Here is a 22,120-nt window from a genome sequence, read left to right as displayed (position 1 = left end):
GGAGCGGGCATAACGCATGTCGTCTTCGACTTCCCGAGCAGTCTTCGTCTTTGGGGGCGCGCGTTCCGGCAAATCCCGATTCGCCGAATCGCTTATTTCGGACACCGGCCTGGAGCGTCACTATGTGGCGACCGGACAGGCGTGGGACGACGAGATGCGCGAGCGCATCGCCCAGCATCGTGTCGATCGCGGCGACCTGTGGCAGACACATGAGGAGCCGATGGATCTCGTCGGGCAGCTTGCCGCCATCGACACCGAGGATCGGGCGGTGCTTGTCGACTGTTTGACGCTCTGGGTCACCAATCTGATGATGGCGGAGCGGGATATGGCGGCGGAGTTTGCCGCTCTCACCGAATTTCTGCCCCGGGCACGATCGCGGCTCGTTTTCGTTTCCAATGAAGTTGGCCTCGGCATCGTGCCGGAAAATCGCATGGCGCGAGACTTTCGTGATCATGCTGGCCGCCTGCACCAGATGGTCGCGGCGGCAAGTGCTGAAGTTTATTTTATCGCAGCGGGCCTGCCGCTGAAAATGAAGGGTTGATGCATATGAACCAGGAAAAGATTCCCGCCACCGTCATCACCGGCTTTCTCGGAGCCGGCAAGACGACGATGATCCGCAACCTCCTGCAGAATGCCGGCGGCAAGAAGATTGCTTTGATCATCAACGAATTCGGCGATCTCGGCGTCGATGGCGACGTGCTGAAGGGCTGCGGCGCGGAGAACTGCACCGAAGACGACATCATCGAGCTGACCAACGGCTGCATCTGCTGCACCGTCGCCGACGATTTCATTCCGACCATGACGAAGCTTCTGGAGCGCGATGCGCGCCCGGACCACATCGTCATCGAAACCTCAGGTCTCGCTCTGCCGCAGCCGCTGGTCGCTGCCTTCAACTGGCCTGACATTCGCACGCATGTCACTGTCGACGGCGTTATTACCGTGGTCGATAGCGCTGCCGTCGCCGCCGGTCGCTTTGCCGATGATCACGACGCTGTGGAAGCCCGCCGTGTCGAAGACGATTCGCTCGACCACGAAAGCCCGATCGAAGAGCTTTTCGAGGACCAGCTGACCTGCGCCGATCTGATCGTGCTCAACAAGACCGATCTGATCGACGGTGACGGTCTCGGCCGCGTCCGCGCCGAGGTAGCCTCGCGCACCGCCCGCAAGCCGACGATCATCGAAGCGAAGAACGGCGACGTGCCGGCGGCAATTCTGCTCGGTCTCGGCATTGGCACGGAAGACGATATCGTCAACCGCAAATCCCATCACGAACTGGAGCATGAGGACGGCACGCCGCATGACCACGACGAATTCGACAGCTTCGTCGTCGAACTCGGTTCGATTGCCGACCAGGTTGCCTTTGTCGATGCGCTGAAGGGCGTGATCGCCGAGCATGACGTGCTGCGCCTCAAGGGCTTCGTCGATGTTCCCGGCAAGCCCATGCGCCTGCAACTGCAGGCAGTCGGCAGCCGTATCGACACCTATTTCGATCGCGCCTGGACACCGGGCGAGGTGCGCGCGACCCGGCTTGTCGTGATCGGCCTGCACGAGATGGACGAGACGATCGTTCGCAAGGCGATCGAAGCTTTGGTCTAAGGGAAGTCCATGCACCTCCTTCTAGCTCAAAAGGGAACGATCAGCGACGGCGAGGAGGCGATCGACCTTGGGCAGACGCCCGGCGATATCCTCTTTCTGTCGGCGGCCGACACCGAGCTTGCGGCGATTGCCGCAGCGCACGGCGAAGGCGACTGTTCGCTTCGGCTTGCGAGCCTGATGAGCCTCAAGCATCCGATGTCCGTCGATACCTATGTCGACAGGACGGCCCGGCATGCGAAGATCATCATCGTGCGTGCGCTGGGAGGGGCGAGCTACTTCCACTATGCGCTGGAGGCGCTGCATGCCTGTGCGGCGCGTCAGGGTGCGTTGATTGCTGTATTGCCGGGGGATTCGAAGCCCGATCCAGGGCTGACGCCTTTTTCCAACGTTGCGCTCGATGATCTCAATGCGCTCTGGTCCTATCTGATCGAGGGCGGGGAGGCGAATTCGCGGGCGTTTCTCTCCTATGCAGAGGCGATGCTGTCGGGTGGCGAAAAGCCCATGCCGGCCGCACCTTTGATGAAGGCCGGCATATGGTGGCCGGGCAAGGGGGTGATCGGCGTCGAGGAGTGGAGGAGGGTTTCCGTTTCGGGGGTGGCAGTCCCGGAGGGACGCGAACCCCCGACAGTCGCGATTTCCTTCTATCGCGCGCTGGTTCAGAGCGGTGAGATGAAGCCTGTGGAAGCCATGATGGAGGCTCTGGTCGCCGAGGGCATGCGGCCGTTACCGGTCTTTGCCTATAGTCTCAAGGATGCCGTCTCCGTCGGGATTCTCGAACGTGTCTTTATCGAGTTGAAGCCGGGCGTAGTCATCAATTCTACGGGCTTTGCCGTTTCGGCGCCGGGCGCGGATCGTCAGGCGACGGTGCTGGAGACTGGCGAGGCCGTTGTTCTGCAGGCCATCTTCTCGGCTTCGTCGAAAGAGGCCTGGGAGGCGTCCTCTCAAGGGCTTTCGGCCCGCGATCTCGGTATGAATGTGGCTCTGCCCGAAGTCGATGGGCGCGTTCTTGCCCGTGCCGTGTCTTTCAAGGCGGCCGCCCGCTATGATGAAAGGGTTGAGGCCAATATCGTCGCCAGCGAGCCGCTTGAGGATCGCATGCGCTACACGGCGAGGCTCGCCGCCAATTGGGCGCGGCTGCGCAATGCACCACCCGGCGATCGGCGCGTTGCGCTTGTGATGGCCAACTATCCCAATCGTGATGGGCGTCTCGGCAACGGCGTCGGGCTTGATACGCCGGCCGGCACGATCGAGGTTCTGAACGCGATGCAAGCGGCAGGCTACGGCGTCGCTGATATACCCGCCGATGGCGATGCGCTGATGCGGCATCTGGCGGATGGCCCGACAAATTCGGGGCATGATGGCCGTATCGTTCGCGAGACGCTTTCCTTGAGCGACTACAAGGATTTCTTCTCGTCGCTTCCCAAACAGATTCAGGATGAGATCACGGCGCGCTGGGGCGAGCCGGAGGCAGACCCTTACGCGCTCAATGGCGGCTTTGCCCTGCCGTTTACCCGCTTCGGCGAGGTGCTTGTCGGTATCCAGCCGGCGCGCGGATACAATATCGATCCGAAGGAGAGCTACCACTCTCCCGATCTCGTCCCGCCGCACGGTTATCTCGCTTTCTATGCCTTCCTGCGCCGCTCCTTCGGTGCCCACGCCGTCATCCACATGGGCAAGCACGGCAATCTCGAATGGCTGCCGGGCAAGGCGCTGGCGCTTTCGGAGGTTTGTTATCCGGAAGCGATCCTCGGGCCGCTACCGAACCTTTATCCTTTCATCGTCAACGATCCCGGCGAGGGCACGCAGGCCAAGCGCCGCACGAGCGCCGTCATCATCGACCACCTGACCCCGCCTTTGACGCGCGCCGAAAGCTACGGCCCGCTAAAGGATCTGGAGGCGCTGGTCGACGAATATTACGAGGCTTCGGGCGGTGATCCGCGTCGTATCCGGCTGCTCCGAAAGCAGATCCTCGATCTCGTTGCCGATATCGGGCTCGACCAGGATGCCGGTATCGCCAAGGGCGAGGGCGAAGACGAGGCATTGCGCAAGCTTGATGCTTATCTCTGCGACCTCAAGGAGATGCAGATCCGTGATGGCCTGCACATCTTCGGCGTTTCGCCTTCCGGGCGGCTATTGACGGATTTAACGGTGGCGCTGGCGAGAGTGCCGCGCGGCCTGGGCGAGGGTGGCGATCAGAGCCTGCAGCGGGCGATTGCTCGGGATGCGTTCGAGGGCGTGGAGGATAACCCTCCACGCAAAGCATTCGACCCGTTGGACTGCGACATGGCCGCAGAATGGAGTGGCCCGCGACCCGCCATCCTCGAAGACATCTCCGATGTTCTCTGGCGCACCCAGGGGGACACCGTCGAGCGTATCGAACTGCTGGCCGCAAAACTCGTGGATGGCGACATAGCCAGTCCGGAGAATTGGTCCAACACCCGCATGGTTCTCAGCGAGATTGCCTCGAAGCTCCAGCCGTCCATCCTCGCCTGCGGCGATGCGGAGATCGCAGCCCTGCTCAAAGGCCTTGACGGGCGTTTCGTTCCGCCCGGCCCCTCCGGTGCGCCGACGCGCGGACGGCCGGACGTTTTGCCGACTGGGCGGAATTTCTATTCGGTCGACAGCCGTGCCGTACCGACGCCGGCCGCTTACGAGCTTGGCAAGAAATCGGCCGAGCTGCTGATCCGTCGTTACGTGCAGGACCATGGCGAATGGCCCGTCTCCTTCGGCCTGACGGCCTGGGGGACATCGAACATGCGCACCGGGGGCGATGATGTCGCGCAGGCGCTGGCGCTGATCGGTGTCAAGCCGGTCTGGGATATGACGTCTCGCCGCGTGACGGGCTACGAGATCATTCCGCCGGCCATGCTGCGGCGGCCGCGTGTCGATGTCACGCTGCGCATCTCGGGTTTCTTCCGTGATGCGTTTCCCGAGCAGATCGCCCTGTTCGACAAGGCAATTCGTGCCGTTGGCATGCTTGAGGAAGATGCTGCAGACAATCCTATTGCGGCACGGATGCGTGGTGAGATCGCGCGGCTCGAAGCAGCCGGCCTCGACACGGCCTCTGCCAGCCGCCGCGCTGGGTATCGTATTTTTGGATCCAAGCCTGGAGCCTATGGCGCCGGTCTGCAGGCGCTCATCGATGAGAAAGGATGGGAGCGGCGTGCCGATCTCGCCGAGGCCTATCTCGTCTGGGGCAGCTATGTCTATGGCGCTGGCGAAGAGGGACGCGCCGAGCGCGGTGTCTTCGAGGAGCGGTTGCGGTCGATCCAGGCGGTCGTGCAGAACCAGGATAATCGCGAGCATGATCTGCTCGACAGCGACGATTATTATCAGTTCGAGGGCGGCATGGCGGCGGCGGCCGAGCAGCTCGGCGGCGCGCGCCCCTCGATCTATCATAACGATCATTCGAGGCCGGAAAAGCCTGTGATCCGCTCGCTTGAAGAAGAGATCGGCCGCGTGGTGCGCGGGCGCGTCGTCAATCCCAAATGGATCGAGGGCATCATGCGCCACGGCTACAAGGGCGCCTTCGAGATTGCCGCAACGGTGGACTATCTTTTCGCTTTCGCGGCGACGACGGGTGCCGTCGGCAATCATCATTTCGAGGCCGTCTACCAGGCTTTTGTAGTCGACCAGAACCTACGTGATTTCATGGCGGAGAAAAATCCCGCCGCGTTGCGAGACATGCGGGAACGTCTGCTCGAAGCGATCGATCGCAAACTTTGGACGCCGAGAAGCAATTCGGCACGGTTCGATCTCGAAACTTTGGACAAGAACAAGGATGCAGCGGCATGAGCGTGGTTGACGAGCTTCTGCTTGCTTTTCGGAGTTATCTGCAATCGCGCAGCGATCCGGTTCTAAAACATTTTATCGAGGGTTTTGGCTGGTCGATGGATGCGCGGACGCTCGCGCCGCATGATTTGGCCGTCGTCTCTTACCTTCGCGCGCTCGACCGATCGGGTAATGGGGCGGAAGAGGTTTTGCTCAATAGACTGCTGGATGCCGAGGATAGCCTGCATTGGGCTCAGACCTACAACATCGCCGATTTCGGCGGCGATTTTTTGCAGAAGTATGGCTGGGTCGAGTTGTTCGGTACGCGCGGGCATTTTGCAAGCGAGGAGATGGCTGGCGGCTTTTTGTTGCTTGGTCCCGGGGTGCATTATCCGGACCATCATCATGTGGCGGAGGAGATTTATATCCCTCTGACCGACGGTTCGCTGTGGAGCAAGGATGCGCAACCGTTCCTGCCGCGCTGGTCGGGCGAGATCATCCATCACCCCTCGAACATCCGCCACGCCATGCGCACGGAAGACCATCCGCTTGTCGCGCTCTATCTTTGGCGCGGCGGCCCGCTGGCACAGAAATCGATCATATCAGGGAGAATGCAATGAGCGACGAATTGGCCGAGACCGGTGTGGAAGCACCGAAGAGCGACGATGCTCGTCACGCCGACAAGATGGCCAAGAAGAAGGCCGCGCGCGACAAGATCATGGCCAGCAAGAACGATGAGAAAGGCCTGATCATCGTTCATACCGGCAAGGGCAAGGGAAAATCGTCGTCCGCTTTCGGCATGATCTTCCGACATATCGCCCACGGGAAGCCGAGCGCCGTCGTGCAGTTCATCAAAGGGGCCATGTGGACCGGCGAGCGCGACCTGATCGAAAAGCATTTTTCCGATATCTGCCAGTTCCATACGATGGGTGAGGGCTTCACCTGGGAAACACAGGATCGTGCCCGTGACGTGGCAGCGGCATCCGCCGCCTGGGAGAAGGCCAAGGAGCTGATCCGCGACGAGCGGAACTCGATGGTGCTGCTCGACGAAATCAACATCGCGCTTCGCTACGACTATCTCGACATCAACGATGTGCTTGAGTTCCTCAGGAACGAGAAGCCCCATATGACGCATGTCGTTCTGACAGGCCGTAATGCCAAAGAAGAGCTGATCGAGATTGCCGATCTCGTCACCGAGATGGAACTGATCAAGCATCCTTTCCGCTCGGGCATCAAGGGACAGCCCGGCGTCGAGTTCTGATCATCCGCCGGGCGCTCAACTGCCCGGCAGCATTGCTTTGAGTGCTTTCGCCGTCTGTGGGTTCGCGGGAAAGAAGGATTCGATCGCCAGTTCCGACAGGGTGACATCGACGGGTGTGCCGAAGACCGTCGTGGTGGATAGAAACGAAAGATGTCCCGCTTCGGTGACAAGTTCCAGTGGTACAGCAATGCCCGCGAAATCTCGCTCTGGAGCTGTCGATTTCGGCGCAGGTGGTGCGGGATAGGCTGACAATTCCTGCAGCAATTTTGCCAGTACGGGATCGCCGGTCGCCGATATCTGCTGGCGCAGGCGCTCCAGCAGATGCGCCCGCCATTCGAAGAGATTGGCGATGCGCGGTGCCAGGCCCTGCGGATGAAGGCTCAATCGCAAAACATTGATCGGCCCCTCGGTCAACGAGGTATCGACGACACCGGCAAGCAGCGGTGCTACGGCGGCATTGGCGGCAATCAGCGTCCAGTGCCGGTCGACCGCCAGGGCCGGGAAAGGCTCGTGACCTTTCAGCAGCATATCGATCGCCCGCCGCGCCGGGGCAAGTGCCGGATCATCCAGCTTGCGTTCGGGGAAGACCGGCGCAAACCCTGCCGCCAGAAGCATGGGGTTACGATCGCGCAATGGTACGCCGAGCCGTTCTGCGAGATGCATCAGCATCTCGCGGCTTGGAAGCGCCCGCCCGCTCTCGATGAAGCTCAGATGTCGCTGCGATATATCGGCTTCAAGGGCGAAGTCGAGCTGGCTCAGGCGGCGGCGTTGCCGCCATTCGCGCAGATGGTCGCCGAGAGAGCGGGCCGGGTTCATCATGCGGCGGCCGGCAGCTGGTCGATGAAGCCGTGAACGGATTTCAGCCGATCGCCTTCTAGGATGGCGAAATCCGTGCCCTTGATCAGTGGTTCGGCATCGGCCGGCCCGAAGCCCCACGAGAACCGGAGGTTGTCACCGTGGCGGTCGCCATCTGTGATCAGCGCGAAGCGGAAGCCGGGGAAGCGATCGTGCGCGGCCGTGACCAGCGCATGGATCTGTTCGCGGTCGTCAGCGCGCATCATCGGGTCGATATAGCTGCAGTCTTCCGTCCATGCTTCAGCGATGAGCGCACGGCGGCGGTCGGTATCGGCCTCGTTCCAGATGGCGAGGTAGCGGTCTGCAATGGTGTTCGCGTCAGTCATCGGTCAACTCCTTTGGATCGCCTGAACCGTTCAGGCAGGGCGATCATCGGCGCGTACCGAAGCACTATCAATTACGTCCGAGGTAATCAAAGGGCCGTTTCTAGAGACCGAGCCAGATCCTGACGGGATGGGTGGGATCTGCCAGCAACTTGATCGCAAAGGCAATGCAGATGATGACGAGCAGCGGCTTGATCAGTTTTGCGCCGATGCGCATGGCAAGCCGCGAGCCAGCCTGCGCGCCGAGAAACTGGCCGAGACCCATGACGATCCCGACCTTCCAGAGAATGACGCCGGAAAAGATGAAGACGATCAGGCCGCCGAGGTTGGAGCCGAAATTGAGCAGCTTGGTATGTGCGGTCGCCTTCAGCAGGCCGAAGCCGGCGAGCGACACAAAGGCGAGCATCAAAAACGAACCGGTGCCGGGTCCGAACGCACCGTCATAAAAGCCGATCAGCGGCACGAGTGTCACGCCGAAAGCTGCAGCACTCATCCGCCGGTGCTTTTCGACGTCGCCGAGATTGGGCTTGAGCGCAAAATAGAGAGCGATGGCGATCAGCAGGAACGGCAGGATGATGCGCAGAACATAGCTTGGCATCACCGTCGCCAGCATCGCACCGAACATGCCGCCGATCACGGCCATAACGGCCATGTGCAATTGCTCGCGGAGGCGGACATGGCCTTGCCGCGCATAGGCAATAGTCGCCGATGCCGCACCGCAGATCGACTGCACCTTGTTCGTGCCGAGTGTCTGAAGCGGTGGGATCCCGGCCAGGAGCATCGCGGGGACGGTAATCAGCCCGCCACCGCCGGCGATGGAATCCACGAAGCCGGCAAAGAACGCGGCGGCAAAAAGCAGAAGCAGGATCTGAAACGTGATGTCTGGCAAGGCGGGAACTCTGCGGGCGGGAGATATGCGGTTTGAAACCAGCGGCCTTCTTGCATTTCGACCGCCCCGTGGCAATTGCCTGCGGGCCACACCAGGCGAAATTGACGGCTCGGCATTGGCTGGCTACACCTGCGAGCTCGGCTGTCATCATCGGGAGCGAATATGACGACTTATGCCAATTCCCCCCGCCGCTATATTCTCGGCCTGGGCTGCGAGAGTGGTACCGACTGGAACGACGTGTGCGCGCTTGCCGAACGTGCGTTACAGGAGGTCGGAATAGGCAGCGAGCAGCTTTTGGCCGTGGTGTCGATCGACACGCGCATCAATGAACCGGCGATCCTGGAAGTGGCCACTCATTTCCGTCTGCCGGTGCGGTTTTTCAAGGCGGCGGCGTTGGAGCGGGAAACACCGCGCCTGAAGAATCCCTCCGAACTCGTCTTTGCTCATGTCGGATGTCATGGCGTTGCCGAGGCGGCGGCTTTGGCGGCCGCAGGCGCCGATGCGGAGCTCGTTCTGCCGAAGATCAAGTCCAATTTTGCCACCGCCGCAATCGCGAGGATTGGGTGATATCGAAATCGATGGGTGCTCGCAGTCAAGGGGGCTGCGGCATCCCGTCGGCATTTCGCCAAGCGCGGTTCTCGTGTATGCCCGTAGCTCAAGCGTGATCAATGGCGGAAACAACCATCCGAAAGATCGAGCTTAATCAGTATATTCGTAAGGAAAAATAATGAACAAGGTCATTTATGATACCGATCCGGGCGTTGACGATGCAATGGCGCTTCTCTTTCTGCATCGCCATCCGGATATCGACCTTCTGGGCATAACGACGGTTTTCGGCAATGCTTCGGTCGATACCACGACACGCAATGCGCTGTTTTTGAAGCGCGAATGGAACATTTCGTGCCCGGTTGCGCGGGGCGCCAGCGTCACCTTCGATCCCTCGCGGCCTGAACGGCCGTGGCCAGCGGTCGTTCACGGCCATAACGGTCTCGGCGACATCGACGTGCCCGAAACGATTGATCTGCCAGCCGACCCGCGCCCTGCCTATCAGTTCATCATCGATACGGTTCGCGCCCATCCGGGCGAGGTTACGCTGGTTGCCGTTGGCCGCATGACCAACTTGGCTCTGGCCTTGAAGCACGACCCGGAGATTGCCTCGCTCGTGAAGGGCGTCGTGATCATGGGCGGCAATTTCTATGTGCCAGGCAATGTCACTCCGGTGGCGGAAGCCAATATTCATGGCGATCCGGAAGCTGCCGATTTCGTCATGACAGCCGCCTGGAAAGTCGTTGTCGTCGGCCTCGACGTCACATCGATCACCACGATGAGCCGCGGCTATCTCGCCGACATGGCAAAGGCTGGCGGTCCTTCGGTGCAGCTGCTGTCGGATCTGTCGCAGTCCTATATCGATTTCTACAAGCACGCCGTTGAAGACGGCATGATGGTTCACGATAGCTGCGCCTGCGTCTACGTCGTCGCGCCGCAATTGTTCGACACCATCGAGGGATCGGTCCGTGTCGTCTGTGGCGGCATTGCCGATGGTCAGACGATCGTCAAGCCGGATGGCCGTCGTTTCCCGCCGGGCGATTGGGACAATTTGCCCAGCCAGATCATCTGCACCGGTATCCGCTCGCAGGAGGTCATCGACCTGATCCGTGATGTGATCCTGGAAAAAGTAGTGCACTAAGACACTCGGGAAGGGAGTGGCGGCATTCCCTTCCCACTTACGCTTCCGGTCAACCCATCTGCGTTCCACACATTCATATTCAAACGTTCGGAGATGTCAGATCCGACGCCGGCTCGTTGACGCTTGGTTTTGTGACGGTCTGTCGTCGTTGGCAAAGCCCATAGCGCGTCATTGACGCGTCTGAAGGCGCCGATCGCATAATATTGGGCACGGAACGACAACAGGCCACGACTGTCTTATCCCGTTCTCAACGTTGCAATTTCAGCCATCCGGGCATAGGACACAGAGGATGAACGATAGCGCTTTTTCCAATCTGCCCTCACTGGAGCCGGGCTCGGTCTGGCTTGTCGGCGCCGGTCCGGGAGATCCGGGGCTGCTGACCCTGCTCGCGGCCAAAGGATTGGCCGAGGCTGACATCATCGTACACGACGCGCTGGTCAACGAGGATTGCCTGAAGCTCGCGCGTGCGGGCGCCGTGCTGGAATATGCCGGCAAGCGCGGCGGCAAGCCGTCGGCCAAGCAGCGCGACATTTCGCTTCGGCTGGTGGAGTTAGCGCGGTCCGGCAAGCGCGTTTTGCGTCTCAAGGGTGGTGATCCCTTTGTTTTTGGGCGTGGCGGCGAGGAGGCTTTGACGCTCGTCGAACACGGCATTCCCTTCCGCATCGTCCCCGGCATCACGGCCGGGATCGGCGGACTGGCCTATGCGGGCATTCCCGTCACGCACCGCGATGTCAATCATGCCGTGACCTTCCTGACCGGACATGACTCCTCGGGGGTCGTGCCCGATGCGATCAATTGGGAAGCGATCGGCAAAGGCTCGCCCGTTATCGTCATGTACATGGCGATGAAGCATATCGCCCAGATCACCGGCAATCTCATGGCCGCGGGCCGCTCTCCCGACGAGCCGGTGGCGTTCGTGTGCAACGCCGCGACAGCGCAGCAGCAAGTGCTGGAAACGACGCTGGGACGTGCATTTGACGATATCGAAGCCTCCGGGCTGGAGCCGCCCGCCATCGTCGTTGTCGGCGACGTTGTCAGACTGCGGCCGTCGCTCGATTGGCTGGGCGCGCTTTCTGGGCGTTCGCTTGTGCCGGCCGCCGAGATGCGGGCTGGAGGTGAGCGGAAGGCGTCGGCATGAGCGGTTTGCTGATTGCCGCACCGGCATCCGGTTCGGGCAAGACGACGTTCACGCTCGGCCTCCTGAGAGCCTCGCGACAGAAAGGCATCGCCGTCGCGCCCGGCAAGGCTGGTCCCGATTATATCGATCCGGCATTTCACGCAGCAGCGGCGGGCTCCGCCTGTCTCAATTTCGATCCCTGGGGGATGCGGCCCGAACTCCTGTCAGCCAATTCGGCGCTTCATCGCATGGGCGGCCGGATGCTGGTTGTCGAGGGCATGATGGGGCTGTTCGACGGTGCGGCCGACGGCACGGGAACGCCGGCCGATCTTGCTGCCTTGCTCGATCTTCCGGTGCTGCTTGTGGTGGATGCCTCGCGCATGTCCCAGTCGGTCGCCGCCGTGGTCAGCGGTTTTGCTCATTTCCGCGCCGATATTCGCGTGGCCGGCGTCGTGCTCAACCGTGTCGCCAGCGAGAGACATGAAGGGATGCTGCGCCGGGCGCTGGATGCGATGCGCATGCCCGTTCTCGCCGTCCTGCGAAATGACAAGAGTCTCGCGCTGCCGGAACGGCATCTCGGCCTTGTGCAGGCCGGCGAACATGCCGGTCTGGAGGAATTCATCGAATCCGCTGCAGCTGTGGTTTCCAAAGCATGTGATTTCGATCTCTTGATGCGGATTGCACAACAGAATCTCGTCCGCCCATCGGCCGCCAATATCCCGCGCCTGATGCCGTTCGGACAGCGCATCGCAGTGGCGCGCGATATTGCGTTTGCCTTCAGCTACGAACATATGCTGCTCGGCTGGCGACGACGCGGGGCGGAGATCTCGTTCTTTTCGCCGTTGGCGGACGAGGCGCCCGCCGCCGATGCGGATGCCATCTATCTTCCCGGCGGCTATCCGGAACTTCACGCTGGCAGGCTTGCGGGCGCGCAACGGTTTCTGTCCGCCATGAAGGCGGCGGCGGCAGCTGGAGTTCGAATCTATGGCGAGTGCGGCGGCTATATGGTACTCGGCGACGGGCTGGTGGATGCGGACGGCAATCGCCACGGCATGCTCGGCCTTTTGCCTGTCGTGACCAGCTACCAAACACGACAGCGTCATCTCGGCTATCGACGGGTGACTCCGCTTGCCGGATCTTTTTTCGACAAGCCGATGACGGCCCATGAATTTCACTATTCGACCATTGTTTCGGAGGGCGAGGCGGATCGCCTTTTCACGGTGTCGGATGCGCTTGGCGTGGATCTGGGGGCGGCCGGCTTGCGCCGTTCCAATGTTGGGGGGTCTTACATGCACCTGATCGATCTGGCCGGTGACGCGGCATGACCGGGATCGTCCATGGCGGCGGTATCACGGCTGCCGCTCGTCTCTATGGCGGAAAGCCCCACGATTGGCTGGATCTGTCGACCGGCATCAATCCCAACCCGGTGACTTTGCCCGACGTGCCCGTCGCGGCCTGGCATCGGCTACCGGACCAGCATTTGCAGGAGCGCGCGCGAGAGGCGGCGCGGGAGTACTATCGTAGCGGTGATATCCTGCCGCTGCCCGTTCCCGGAACGCAATCGGTCATCCAGATGCTTCCAAGGCTCGTTCGCGGCGGAAGCGTTGCGATCCTGTCCCCGACCTATGGAGAATATGCGCGGGCATTTACGCTTGCCGGTCTGCGGCTCCGGCAAATTTCCTCGGTTGCCGAATTGAGCGATGACGATGGGCTTGTCGCCGTCGTCAATCCCAACAACCCGGATGGGCGAAAATTTTCCGTCGACGAATTGCGGGCTCTCCACGACAGGCAGCATGGGCGAGGCGGGACACTTCTGGTCGATGAGGCCTTTGGCGACGTCGTGCCGGAGGCAAGTCTTGCGCCTCATGCCGCTTCGATGCCAAGCCTCGTCATTTTCCGCTCTTTCGGGAAGTTTTTCGGGCTCGCCGGCCTGCGGCTTGGCTTCGTGATTGCCGAGCCTTCGATCCTTGAGCGTTTCGAGGAATGGCTTGGCCCATGGGCAGTTTCCGGACCGGCTCTCTCGATAGCGGCATCGCTGATGGAGCGTGATACCGGCGCTATCCGCGACCGTATCGTGCAACGTCATCAGGCGCTCAAGTCGGTACTGCTTCGATCAGGCCTTCGGATCGTCGGCGGCACGGCATTATTCTCACTGGTTGCGGACGAGCGGGCAGAAGGCCTATATACGCATCTCTGCCGTCACCACATTCTGGTCCGCAAGTTCGATTATGCGCACAACTGGCTGCGCTTCGGACTGACACCCGATGAAGAGGCGGACCAGAGACTCGCCGGGGCACTTGCGTCGGATGATTTCAGATCGGCTCGGCCTGAAATCTGAATTCGCGCTGGAATCAAACAGGTAGGGCAGGATGTCGTTCGAAGCCTTTTGCGAGGTTCGGCGGCGTGCGCTAGAGGAATATTCGACATGACCGCCGACGAACATTTGCTCATTCTGGTTCTTGCCCTGCTGCTCGATCGCATCGTCGGCGATCCCGACTGGCTTTGGCAGCGCTTTCCACATCCTGTCGTGCTGTTCGGCAAGGCGATCTCGTCCTTCGATCAACGGTTCAACGCCAAGCATCTTGCCGGTGTTCTTCGCCGTCGTAACGGTGTCATGTCGATCATTGCACTCTTGATGGGTGCCGCGATTGCGGGCTGGGCCATTCATGGATTGCTGGCCTTCTTCGGCTGGCTCGGCATTCTGGTCGAGGCCGCGCTCGTGGCGGTGTTCCTGGCGCAGAAGAGCTTGGCCGATCATGTCGGCGATGTCTCGCAGGCCTTGCGGGCAAACGGCCTCGAAGGTGGCCGCGTCGCCGTGTCGCGCATCGTCGGCCGAGATCCGGAAACACTCGATGAGCCGGGCATCTGCAGGGCGGCAATCGAAAGTCTTGCCGAGAATTTTTCCGACGGCGTCGTGGCGCCGGCGCTGTGGTACGCCATTTTCGGCCTACCGGGCCTGTTCTTTTACAAGATGCTGAATACCGCCGATTCGATGATCGGCCACAAGTCGGAAACTTATATCGACTTCGGGCGCGCTGCAGCCCGTCTGGACGATATCGCCAACTGGCCGGCCGCCCGACTGTCGATTTTGCTGATTGCCATCGGCGCTCTTGCCAAGCGTGGCCTTTCGGCGCTTGGAAATGCGATCCGTGTTGCCGTGCGCGATGGCGGCCTGCATCGCTCGCCGAATTCCGGCAGACCGGAAGCGGCGATGGCCGGTGCCTTGGATATCCAGCTTGCCGGGCCGCGTATCTATGGCGGAGAGCTCGTGCGCGAACCGATGATCAACGGCTCCGGGCGTGATACGGCGACGGTCAGCGATATCGAAGCCGGCATTTCGATTTTCTATTCGGCTTGCTCTGTCCTGGCACTTCTTGCCTTTCTGGGTTTCCTGCTGCTGCTTTGAACGGGCGGCCTGATTAAGAAATCACTCACTATACGTATTAATCAGGTATAATTGGCGTGATGCTAAGCTTTACCCTCGTCTGAATTGCTTCGCGAGGAAGCAACGGTCGGAGGGGATAAGATGAAATATGTAATGCTGGCGGCGGCCATGGGTATTTCCACGCAATTGTATGTTGGTGCAGCGAATGCCGGAACGCTTCTGGCGTCGGTCGATCTTCGCTCGCAAACAATGACCGTCTCGGAAGATGGTGTCTTCAAGTACCGCTGGAAAGTATCGACCGCACGGCGAGGCTATGTGACGCCGACGGGCTCCTACACTGCAAAGTGGCTTTCCAAGGATCATCGCTCCAAGAAGTATGACGATGCGCCGATGCCCTATGCCGTGTTCTTCAACGGTGGGTATGCGGTTCACGGCACTTATGAAGTCAGGCAATTGGGCAGGCCTGCCTCTCATGGCTGCGTGCGCCTGGAGACGCGCAATGCGGCGACCTTCTTCTCGATGGCGGCGGATATAGGCCTTCACAACACCCGGATCGTCATCAACGACTGAACGAGCGGAGGCACGGCGGGTTCGTCTGCAGATGCGGTCAGCCCTCATGCTGCCGCATCTTGCACGCATGCGCGCCTGGATCCGTGTGGTTGTGGCGCAGGCGTCATTTTGCTCTTTGCGCAACAGTCATCCGCCAAATTGCCGGGGTTTACGGTGGAAACCATTGGCTTTTGGAATGGATTTCCCTATGAGGGGGATTGAATTATTATTTCAAGAGGTATGGGCAGTGACTGCTACATTTGACAAAGTTGCCGACATCATCGCTGAAACCAGCGAAATCGACCGTGACACCATCACCCCGGACAGCCACACGATCGACGACCTTGGCATCGACAGCCTGGACTTCCTGGATATCGTTTTCGCGATCGACAAGGAATTCGGCATCAAGATCCCGCTCGAGCAGTGGACGCAGGAAGTCAACGAGGGCAAGGTTTCGACCGAAGAATACTTCGTGCTGAAAAACCTCTGTGCCAAGATCGATGAATTGCGCGCCGCCAAGGGCTGAGCAACATCCTTTGCATTTTTTTGACGCCCAGCCGCCTTTGAATATGGCGGCCGGGCGGTTTCATTCTTAAATAGCGTATCCCGCCCGGTGCATCCTGCATTGCCGGGTGGAGCGGAGGCGTTGATGCTGCTGGAATATTTCCAGATGATAGACAGGATCGAGTCCGTCGACCTGTCCAAAGGCCTGTTGAAGGCGCATTCCGTCGTTCCGGCGAAAAGCCCGGTTTTCGAAGGCCATTTCCCCGGCATGCCGCTCGTTCCGGGCGTTCTCCTGATTGAAACGATGGCGCAAGCGTCCGGCATGCTCGTGCTTGCCGCGACCAAATTTGCCTATATGCCTTTTCTGATGTCGGTCGACGGTGCGAAGATGCGCACCTTCGTCGAGCCGGAGGCAGAGCTCGATATCGAGGCCGAGCTGGAGCACGACGGATCCGGTTTTGCGGTGACCAAGGCACGTATTACCATTGCCGGAAAGAAGATCTGCGATGCGCAGTTGAAGCTGCGCACCATGCCGTTTAATGAGGTGCCGCTCGCCGATATCGTGCGCAAGCGGGCGGGCGAGGTCGGGCTTCTCGAAGCCATTGCCGCCAACGGTTGATGCTGCCGGCTCTTGTCCGGCGCCGCATTCGAAGAGGATTGATGAATGAGCAAGGCTCAGAATGATGTGGTGATCACGGGTATCGGCATCGTTACCTGTCAGGGCGTCGGCAAAGACGCGCATCTGGCGTTGCTGACGGCCGATGCGGCACCGCCGGCCATCGTTGAAACCGAGAAGTTCAAGCCCTATCCGGTCCATCCGCTGCCGGAGATCGATTGGTCCCAGCAGATCCCGAAGCGCGGCGACCAGCGTCAGATGGAAAACTGGCAGCGCATCGGCGTCTTTACCGCCGGTCTTGCGCTTGACGATGCCGGTTTCAAGGACGATCTGGACGCTTGCGGCTCCATGGACATGATCGTCGCTGCCGGCGGTGGCGAGCGTGACACCAATGTCGACACGCTGATCGTCAACGAAGGCCTGAAGCGCAACGACCGTGAGCTGCTTCTGAACGAGAAGCTGACGACGGAGTTGCGGCCGACGTTGTTCCTGGCTCAGCTTTCCAATCTGCTGGCCGGCAATATTTCCATCGTTCACAAGGTCACCGGTTCGTCGCGGACCTTCATGGGTGAAGAGGCGGCCGGCGTTTCCGCCGTCGAGACCGCCTTCCATCGCATCAAGTCGGGTGAATCCACTCACGCGCTTGTTGGCGGTGCGTTTTCGGCGGAGCGCCTGGACATGATCCTGCTGATCGAGTCGATCAATGCCCATGCAATCGGTGACTGGCATCCCATCTGGTCGCGCAAGCCGGAAGATGGCGGCGGCATGATCATGGGCTCGCTGAGCGCATTCCTGGTGCTGGAATCGCGTGCGCATGCCGAGGGGCGCGGGGCGCGCATATATGCGACCATCGATTCGATCGAAGGCGATCGCGGCCAGCGCGACGGCGGCAAATTCGAGAAGCGGCTGGAGCGTATGCTCGGCGCATCCAAGCAGGGCGCGACGGATGCGACGGTCGTCTTTTCCGGTACGTCTGCAATCCACGATCTGGCTCAGCGCGAAAAGGCCGTGCTGGAGGCACAGCTTCCCGCTGCCGCGATCCGCGCCTATTCGGGCGTTTCCGGGCACGGTCTGGAAGGCCAGTTTACGCTTGGCCTCGCCTTCGCGGCACTTGCTGTCGCCAATGAGGCCAAGGTGCCGCCTTTCGATGCCGAGCACGAAAAGCCGATGGCCATCGGAGCCCGTAATGCTGTTGTAACGACTGTCGGCCATGCCCGCGGCGAAGGCGTTGCTGTACTTTCAGCTGAAGCGTGAGGAGCAGAATCATGACCGCATCCGCTTACAAGGATCACCTCGGACGTCCGATCGTCGCCGTCACCGGCATGGGGATCATCACCTCGCTCGGTCAGGGCCTGCAGGATAATTGGAACGCGCTTTCATCCGGCACCTCCGGCATTCACAACATCACCCGCTTTCCGACCGACGGTCTTTCGACACGGATCGCCGGTACGGTGGATTTCATCGATATTCCCGTCCCGAACGCCGTCGAGCGCTCCTACGCTTTCGCGCGCGAGACGACGATCGAGGCGCTGGCGCAGGCCGGCATCTCCGGCGATTTCGATGCGCCGCTTTTCCTCGCCGCGCCGCCAATCGAGCCGGAATGGAACGCCCGCTTCGAGCTGGCCGACCGCTCTCCTCCTGCAGATCATGATGGTGATGCCTACGAGCGCTTCCTCGCCGCCATGCGCCAGCGCCCGGATCCCGCTTTCCACGAGGCAGCTCTGTTCGGCGCTATTTCTGAGCGTCTTGCCGACCGTTTCGGCACGCGCGGCCTGCCGGTAACGCTGTCGACCGCCTGTGCATCGGGTGTCACGGCGATCCAGCTCGGCATCGAGGCGATCCGTCAGGGCCGCACGACGCGGGCGCTGACCGTTGCGACCGACGGCTCGCTCAGCGCCGAGGCGCTGATCCGCTTCTCGCTTCTGTCGGCTCTCTCCACGCAGAACGACCCGCCGACCAAGGCGTCCAAGCCTTTCAGCAAGGATCGCGACGGTTTCGTCATCGCCGAAGGTGCAGCGACGCTTGTGTTGGAATCGCTGGAAGCCGCGATTGCGCGCGGCGCCAAGATCCTCGGCATCATGAAGGGGGCAGGCGATAAGGCCGATTCCTTCCATCGCACCCGCTCGTCTCCGGATGGTGGCCCGGCGATCGCGACGATCCGCGCAGCACTTGCCGATGCCGGCATGGCCGAGACCGATATCGGCTATATCAACGCGCACGGCACCTCGACGCCTGAAAACGACAAGATGGAGTATGGGGCGATGTCCGCCGTGTTCGGCGAACGCCTGCCGACCATTCCTGTCTCGTCGAACAAGTCGATGATCGGCCATACGCTGACGGCTGCCGGCGCGGTCGAGGCGGTGTTCTCGCTGCAGACGATGCTGACCGGCACGTTGCCGCCGACCATCAACTACAACAATCCCGATCCGTCGATCGACCTCGACGTGGTGCCGAACAAGAAGCGTGAAAAGCAGGTGAATGCCGTTCTTTCGAACTCCTTCGGATTCGGCGGTCAGAACGCCAGCCTTGTCATGGCGCTCGAACCGGCTTAATCGGACCTTTGAATAACACATAATAACTGCGCCTGAGAGGCGAAGGACTTTGCTATGCGTGCTTTGCAACTGATCGACGACCGCAAACTTGAGATCACCGATCTGCCGGAGCCGGAAGCGCCTGGCGCAGGTGAAGTCACCCTGCGCGTCAAGGCCGTCGCCCTCAATCATATCGATGTCTGGGGTTGGCGTGGCATGGCATTCGCCAAGCGCAAAATGCCGCTTGTCATCGGCGCGGAAGCTGCCGGTGTCGTCGAGGCCATCGGTCCGGGTGTTGCCAATGTCCTGCCGGGACAGCTGGTATCGATCTACGGAGCACGGACCTGCGGCCTTTGCCGTCATTGTCGCGAAGGTCGCGACAATCTCTGTGAGAACGTCAGCGGCGTGCATGGCTTTCATCTCGATGGCTTCGCGCAGGAGAAGGTCAATCTTCCCGCTCGCTTGCTCGTTCCGGCACCTCCCGGTGTCGATGCAATCGGTGCTGCCCTTGCGCCTGTCACCTTCGGCACCGTCGAGCATATGCTGTTCGACAATGCCAAGCTCGAGCCCGGCGAGACGATTCTCGTTCATGCCGGTGGATCGGGCATCGGCACGGCCGCAATCCAGCTTGCCAAGAAGATCGGCTGCACGGTCATCACCACCGTCGGCTCCGACGACAAGATCGAGAAGGCCAAGGCGCTCGGTGCCGATCACGTCATCAACTACCGCAAGGACCGCTTCGAAGGCGTTGTGCGCAAGCTGACGAAGAAGAAGGGCGTCGACGTCGTATTCGAGCATGTCGGCAAGGATACTTGGGCTGGCTCGATGCTCTGCATGAAGCGTGGCGGCCGTCTTGTCACCTGCGGTTCGACCTCCGGTGTCTCGACCGAGATCAATCTTATGATGCTCTTCCAACAGCAGCTGAAGCTGCTCGGCTCTTTCGGCTGCCGCATGGAGAACATGGCCAACGCCATGCAAAAAATGGCGCGTGGGCTGGCGCATCCGGTGATCGATACCGAGGTCAGTTTCAGCGATATCGATCGCGCTCTGGAGCGGATGGAATCGCGCCAGATATTCGGCAAGATCATCCTGAAGATGGATTGAGCCGCGTGAAGCTTTTTATCACCCGGATCGTCCTCTCCATCAGAAACTTTCGCCAGTGGCTGGTCGCGCAGGTCATATTCGGTTTTCTCAACTTCCTGAAGCTTTTTCCGGCAGATGGCGGTATCAATTTCGCCGACTGGCTGACGCGCAAACTCGGTCCGCGCATGCGCAGGCATCAGCTGATGCTGACCAACTTGCGCAACGCCTTTCCCGAGAAAAGCGACGCGGAAATCGAAGAGATTGCGCTTGCAAGTTGGGGCAATATGGGGCGGCTGGCCGCCGAATACGTCTTTCTCGACCGGTTGTTCGACTTCGATCCCGAGAGTGAGACACCCGGCCGTATCGAAGTTTCGGGCATTCCGATCTTTCTGGATCTCAGAGACAATCCGCGGCCGTTCATCGTCTTCACCGGTCATACCGGTAATTTCGAGCTGCTGCCCGTCGCGGGCGCCGCCTTCGGGCTGACGGTCACGGTGCTCTTCCGTCCGCCGAACAATCCCTATGTCGCCAAGAAGGTCTTCGATTTTCGCGCCAAGCGCATGGGCAATCTCGTGCCTTCGCATGCGGGGTCGTCGTTCAGTCTCGCCCGCGAGCTCGAGGCGGGGCGCGGGGTAGGTGTCCTCGTCGACCAGAAGTTCCGCAAGGGTTTGAAAACTCTGTTCTTTGGGCGCGACGTCAAGACCAATCCACTTCTGCCGAAACTCGTGCGGCAGTTCAATTGCGAGGTCTATCCGGCTCGCTGTATTCGTCTGCCAGACAATCGCTACCGGCTGGAAATCGAGCCGAAGCTTGAGATGCCGCGCAACGAGGCAGGCGGCCTCGATCTGACTGCCACCGCACAGATGCTGAACGACAAGGTCGAAAGCTGGGTGCGGGAGAATCCGGAGCAATGGCTCTGGTATCACGATCGCTGGAACATCAAGAAGGCAGTCTTCTAGACGTCAGTCTGCCAGCGTACGGACGATCCATCCATTCCGATGCGGTCTTCATCCAGTTATTGCAGGCGGTTAGCCTGCCATTTCAGAAAGTTCTCCATTGAAGAGAACTTCCAATCATCCGGATTGAAACGACAGATAAGTCATGATAATTCACGTAGCAGAAAGTTTGGTGAGATTGCGGACACCAAACTGATGATCCTTGGGCATGATAACGCCGGGAAACGAGGCCTCGGTGTTTGACGAATGGTCAAGGACAGGAGGGCAATTTTGCTGGCACTCTTTCATGCCTTCTCCACGAAATGTAATCAGATTCAGCGTGCGATAAAGCTTGGCGACGACGAGCTGGTGGCTTCACTCGACAGTGAATTGGAGCCGTTGATAGCTGCCATCCTGGCCTACAGGGCCACGAGTCTCCTCGAGATCTATATGCAGCTGCAGTTTCTGAACAATCTCATCAGAGAAGAATCGGATGATCGATCGCGTGTGATGCGCAATTCGGCTTCGCTGTCTGTGCTGATCGATCGCTATTTTGGCGGCGCAAGTGAGTCGGCCGCCGATGTTCTGATGGCATTCTCTGCCGACAGGAACGAGCGGGACGATATCTTCGGCTTTGACGAAGGCAGCGTATTGAACGATGTCATTCTCAACAGCCTGCCGGATCGCGTTGCGGTCGTGACGCGCGACTATCGCTACCTCTACAGCAACGCCGCCAATTCGGAGTTTCTGCGATCGAAATCGATGGAGCTTGTCGGACGGCACATAGCGGAATTCGTCGGCGCGGAATACTTTGAAGACAATGTGAAGACGAAGCTCGATGCCTGTTTTGGTGGCGAGGCGGTCGAATGCCTGTATCCGTCCTATCGTCAAGCCGATGTCGGCAAGGTGCTTCACTGCAGCATGACGCCTCTGCGCGCCAAGGGAACCATTATTGGCGCCCTGATGGTGATGCACGAGGTCAGCGTCGTTCCTGTCAGCATGCTGGTGGCCTGAACTC

22 protein-coding genes are annotated in these 22,120 nt (G+C 60.4%); 19 read left to right on the top strand and 3 right to left on the bottom strand.

Annotated elements, in window-relative coordinates; genetic code table 11:
• Positions 1-16 precede the first annotated feature (16 nt).
• From cobU to cobO, 5 genes are read left to right on the top strand one after another with little or no spacing between them, the layout of a single operon-like run.
• Positions 17-541, top strand: a complete 525-nt coding sequence (gene cobU, locus HGP17_RS06065) for a bifunctional adenosylcobinamide kinase/adenosylcobinamide-phosphate guanylyltransferase (RefSeq protein WP_168806836.1) — start codon at positions 17-19, stop codon at positions 539-541.
• A gap of 5 nt (positions 542-546) precedes the next feature.
• Entirely contained in the window at positions 547-1,596 is a 1,050-nt protein-coding gene (cobW, locus tag HGP17_RS06060; protein WP_168806834.1) for a cobalamin biosynthesis protein CobW, read from the top strand.
• Between the two features lie 9 nt (positions 1,597-1,605).
• Complete coding sequence (gene cobN, locus HGP17_RS06055; protein ID WP_168806833.1) at positions 1,606-5,391, top strand: cobaltochelatase subunit CobN; 3,786 nt, start codon at positions 1,606-1,608, stop codon at positions 5,389-5,391.
• The gene (locus HGP17_RS06050) at positions 5,388-5,987 is read left to right on the top strand and encodes a dimethylsulfonioproprionate lyase family protein (protein ID WP_168806832.1); all 600 of its coding nucleotides are present in this window, start codon (positions 5,388-5,390) and stop codon (positions 5,985-5,987) included. The genes cobN and HGP17_RS06050 overlap by 4 nt, the downstream gene beginning before the upstream one ends.
• On the top strand, positions 5,984-6,628 hold the full coding sequence (gene cobO, locus HGP17_RS06045) for a cob(I)yrinic acid a,c-diamide adenosyltransferase (protein ID WP_168806831.1): 645 nt from the start codon (positions 5,984-5,986) through the stop codon (positions 6,626-6,628). The genes HGP17_RS06050 and cobO overlap by 4 nt, the downstream gene beginning before the upstream one ends.
• 15 nt (positions 6,629-6,643) lie before the next feature.
• Here the strand turns inward: cobO and HGP17_RS06040 are convergent, their stop codons facing one another.
• From HGP17_RS06040 to HGP17_RS06030, 3 genes are all read right to left on the bottom strand, one after another.
• Positions 6,644-7,447 carry a helix-turn-helix transcriptional regulator gene (locus HGP17_RS06040; RefSeq protein WP_168806830.1) on the bottom strand — a complete coding sequence of 268 codons (804 nt, stop codon included), beginning with the start codon at positions 7,445-7,447 and terminating at the stop codon, positions 6,644-6,646.
• Complete coding sequence (locus HGP17_RS06035; protein ID WP_168806829.1) at positions 7,444-7,809, bottom strand: nuclear transport factor 2 family protein; 366 nt, start codon at positions 7,807-7,809, stop codon at positions 7,444-7,446. The genes HGP17_RS06040 and HGP17_RS06035 overlap by 4 nt, the downstream gene beginning before the upstream one ends.
• A 100-nt stretch (positions 7,810-7,909) precedes the next feature.
• Positions 7,910-8,695, bottom strand: a complete 786-nt coding sequence (locus HGP17_RS06030; protein WP_168806828.1) for a TSUP family transporter — start codon at positions 8,693-8,695, stop codon at positions 7,910-7,912.
• Between the two features lie 162 nt (positions 8,696-8,857).
• Between HGP17_RS06030 and HGP17_RS06025 the strand changes: the two genes are divergently transcribed.
• From HGP17_RS06025 to HGP17_RS05960, 14 genes are all read left to right on the top strand, one after another.
• Entirely contained in the window at positions 8,858-9,262 is a 405-nt protein-coding gene (locus HGP17_RS06025) for a cobalamin biosynthesis protein (protein ID WP_168806827.1), read from the top strand.
• 160 nt (positions 9,263-9,422) lie between these two features.
• Positions 9,423-10,382: a nucleoside hydrolase gene (locus HGP17_RS06020; protein WP_168806826.1), complete on the top strand. Its 960-nt coding sequence runs from the start codon at positions 9,423-9,425 to the stop codon at positions 10,380-10,382.
• 289 nt (positions 10,383-10,671) lie between these two features.
• Positions 10,672-11,520, top strand: a complete 849-nt coding sequence (cobA, locus tag HGP17_RS06015) for a uroporphyrinogen-III C-methyltransferase (RefSeq protein ID WP_168806824.1) — start codon at positions 10,672-10,674, stop codon at positions 11,518-11,520.
• Positions 11,517-12,824 carry a cobyrinate a,c-diamide synthase gene (locus HGP17_RS06010; RefSeq protein ID WP_168806822.1) on the top strand — a complete coding sequence of 436 codons (1,308 nt, stop codon included), beginning with the start codon at positions 11,517-11,519 and terminating at the stop codon, positions 12,822-12,824. The genes cobA and HGP17_RS06010 overlap by 4 nt, the downstream gene beginning before the upstream one ends.
• Entirely contained in the window at positions 12,821-13,837 is a 1,017-nt protein-coding gene (gene cobD / locus HGP17_RS06005) for a threonine-phosphate decarboxylase CobD (protein WP_168806820.1), read from the top strand. Before HGP17_RS06010 ends, cobD begins: the two co-directional genes overlap by 4 nt.
• An 87-nt stretch (positions 13,838-13,924) precedes the next feature.
• The gene (gene cbiB / locus HGP17_RS06000) at positions 13,925-14,905 is read left to right on the top strand and encodes an adenosylcobinamide-phosphate synthase CbiB (RefSeq protein WP_168806818.1); all 981 of its coding nucleotides are present in this window, start codon (positions 13,925-13,927) and stop codon (positions 14,903-14,905) included.
• A 120-nt stretch (positions 14,906-15,025) separates the two neighbouring features.
• On the top strand, positions 15,026-15,454 hold the full coding sequence (locus HGP17_RS05995; protein ID WP_168806816.1) for a L,D-transpeptidase: 429 nt from the start codon (positions 15,026-15,028) through the stop codon (positions 15,452-15,454).
• Positions 15,455-15,680: 226 nt separating this feature from the next.
• The gene (locus tag HGP17_RS05990; protein WP_069613139.1) at positions 15,681-15,959 is read left to right on the top strand and encodes an acyl carrier protein; all 279 of its coding nucleotides are present in this window, start codon (positions 15,681-15,683) and stop codon (positions 15,957-15,959) included.
• A gap of 123 nt (positions 15,960-16,082) precedes the next feature.
• Positions 16,083-16,556, top strand: coding sequence for a 3-hydroxyacyl-ACP dehydratase FabZ family protein (locus HGP17_RS05985; protein ID WP_168806815.1), 474 nt, complete (start codon positions 16,083-16,085; stop codon positions 16,554-16,556).
• Between the two features lie 45 nt (positions 16,557-16,601).
• Positions 16,602-17,807: a beta-ketoacyl-ACP synthase gene (locus HGP17_RS05980; RefSeq protein WP_168806812.1), complete on the top strand. Its 1,206-nt coding sequence runs from the start codon at positions 16,602-16,604 to the stop codon at positions 17,805-17,807.
• 11 nt (positions 17,808-17,818) lie between these two features.
• Positions 17,819-19,105, top strand: coding sequence for a beta-ketoacyl-ACP synthase (locus tag HGP17_RS05975; protein ID WP_168806810.1), 1,287 nt, complete (start codon positions 17,819-17,821; stop codon positions 19,103-19,105).
• A gap of 54 nt (positions 19,106-19,159) precedes the next feature.
• Positions 19,160-20,188 carry a zinc-binding dehydrogenase gene (locus HGP17_RS05970; RefSeq protein WP_168806808.1) on the top strand — a complete coding sequence of 343 codons (1,029 nt, stop codon included), beginning with the start codon at positions 19,160-19,162 and terminating at the stop codon, positions 20,186-20,188.
• A 5-nt stretch (positions 20,189-20,193) separates the two neighbouring features.
• On the top strand, positions 20,194-21,126 hold the full coding sequence (locus HGP17_RS05965) for a lipid A biosynthesis lauroyl acyltransferase (protein ID WP_168806806.1): 933 nt from the start codon (positions 20,194-20,196) through the stop codon (positions 21,124-21,126).
• Positions 21,127-21,393: 267 nt separating this feature from the next.
• Entirely contained in the window at positions 21,394-22,116 is a 723-nt protein-coding gene (locus HGP17_RS05960) for a PAS domain-containing protein (RefSeq protein WP_168806804.1), read from the top strand.
• Positions 22,117-22,120 lie beyond the last annotated feature (4 nt).

This window comes from Rhizobium sp. P38BS-XIX, assembly GCF_012641435.1.
In the GTDB taxonomy this organism is placed as follows: domain Bacteria; phylum Pseudomonadota; class Alphaproteobacteria; order Rhizobiales; family Rhizobiaceae; genus Rhizobium.
The sequence above is the reverse complement of the archived record's forward strand: the minus strand, read 5'-3'. Positions and strand labels throughout refer to the sequence as shown.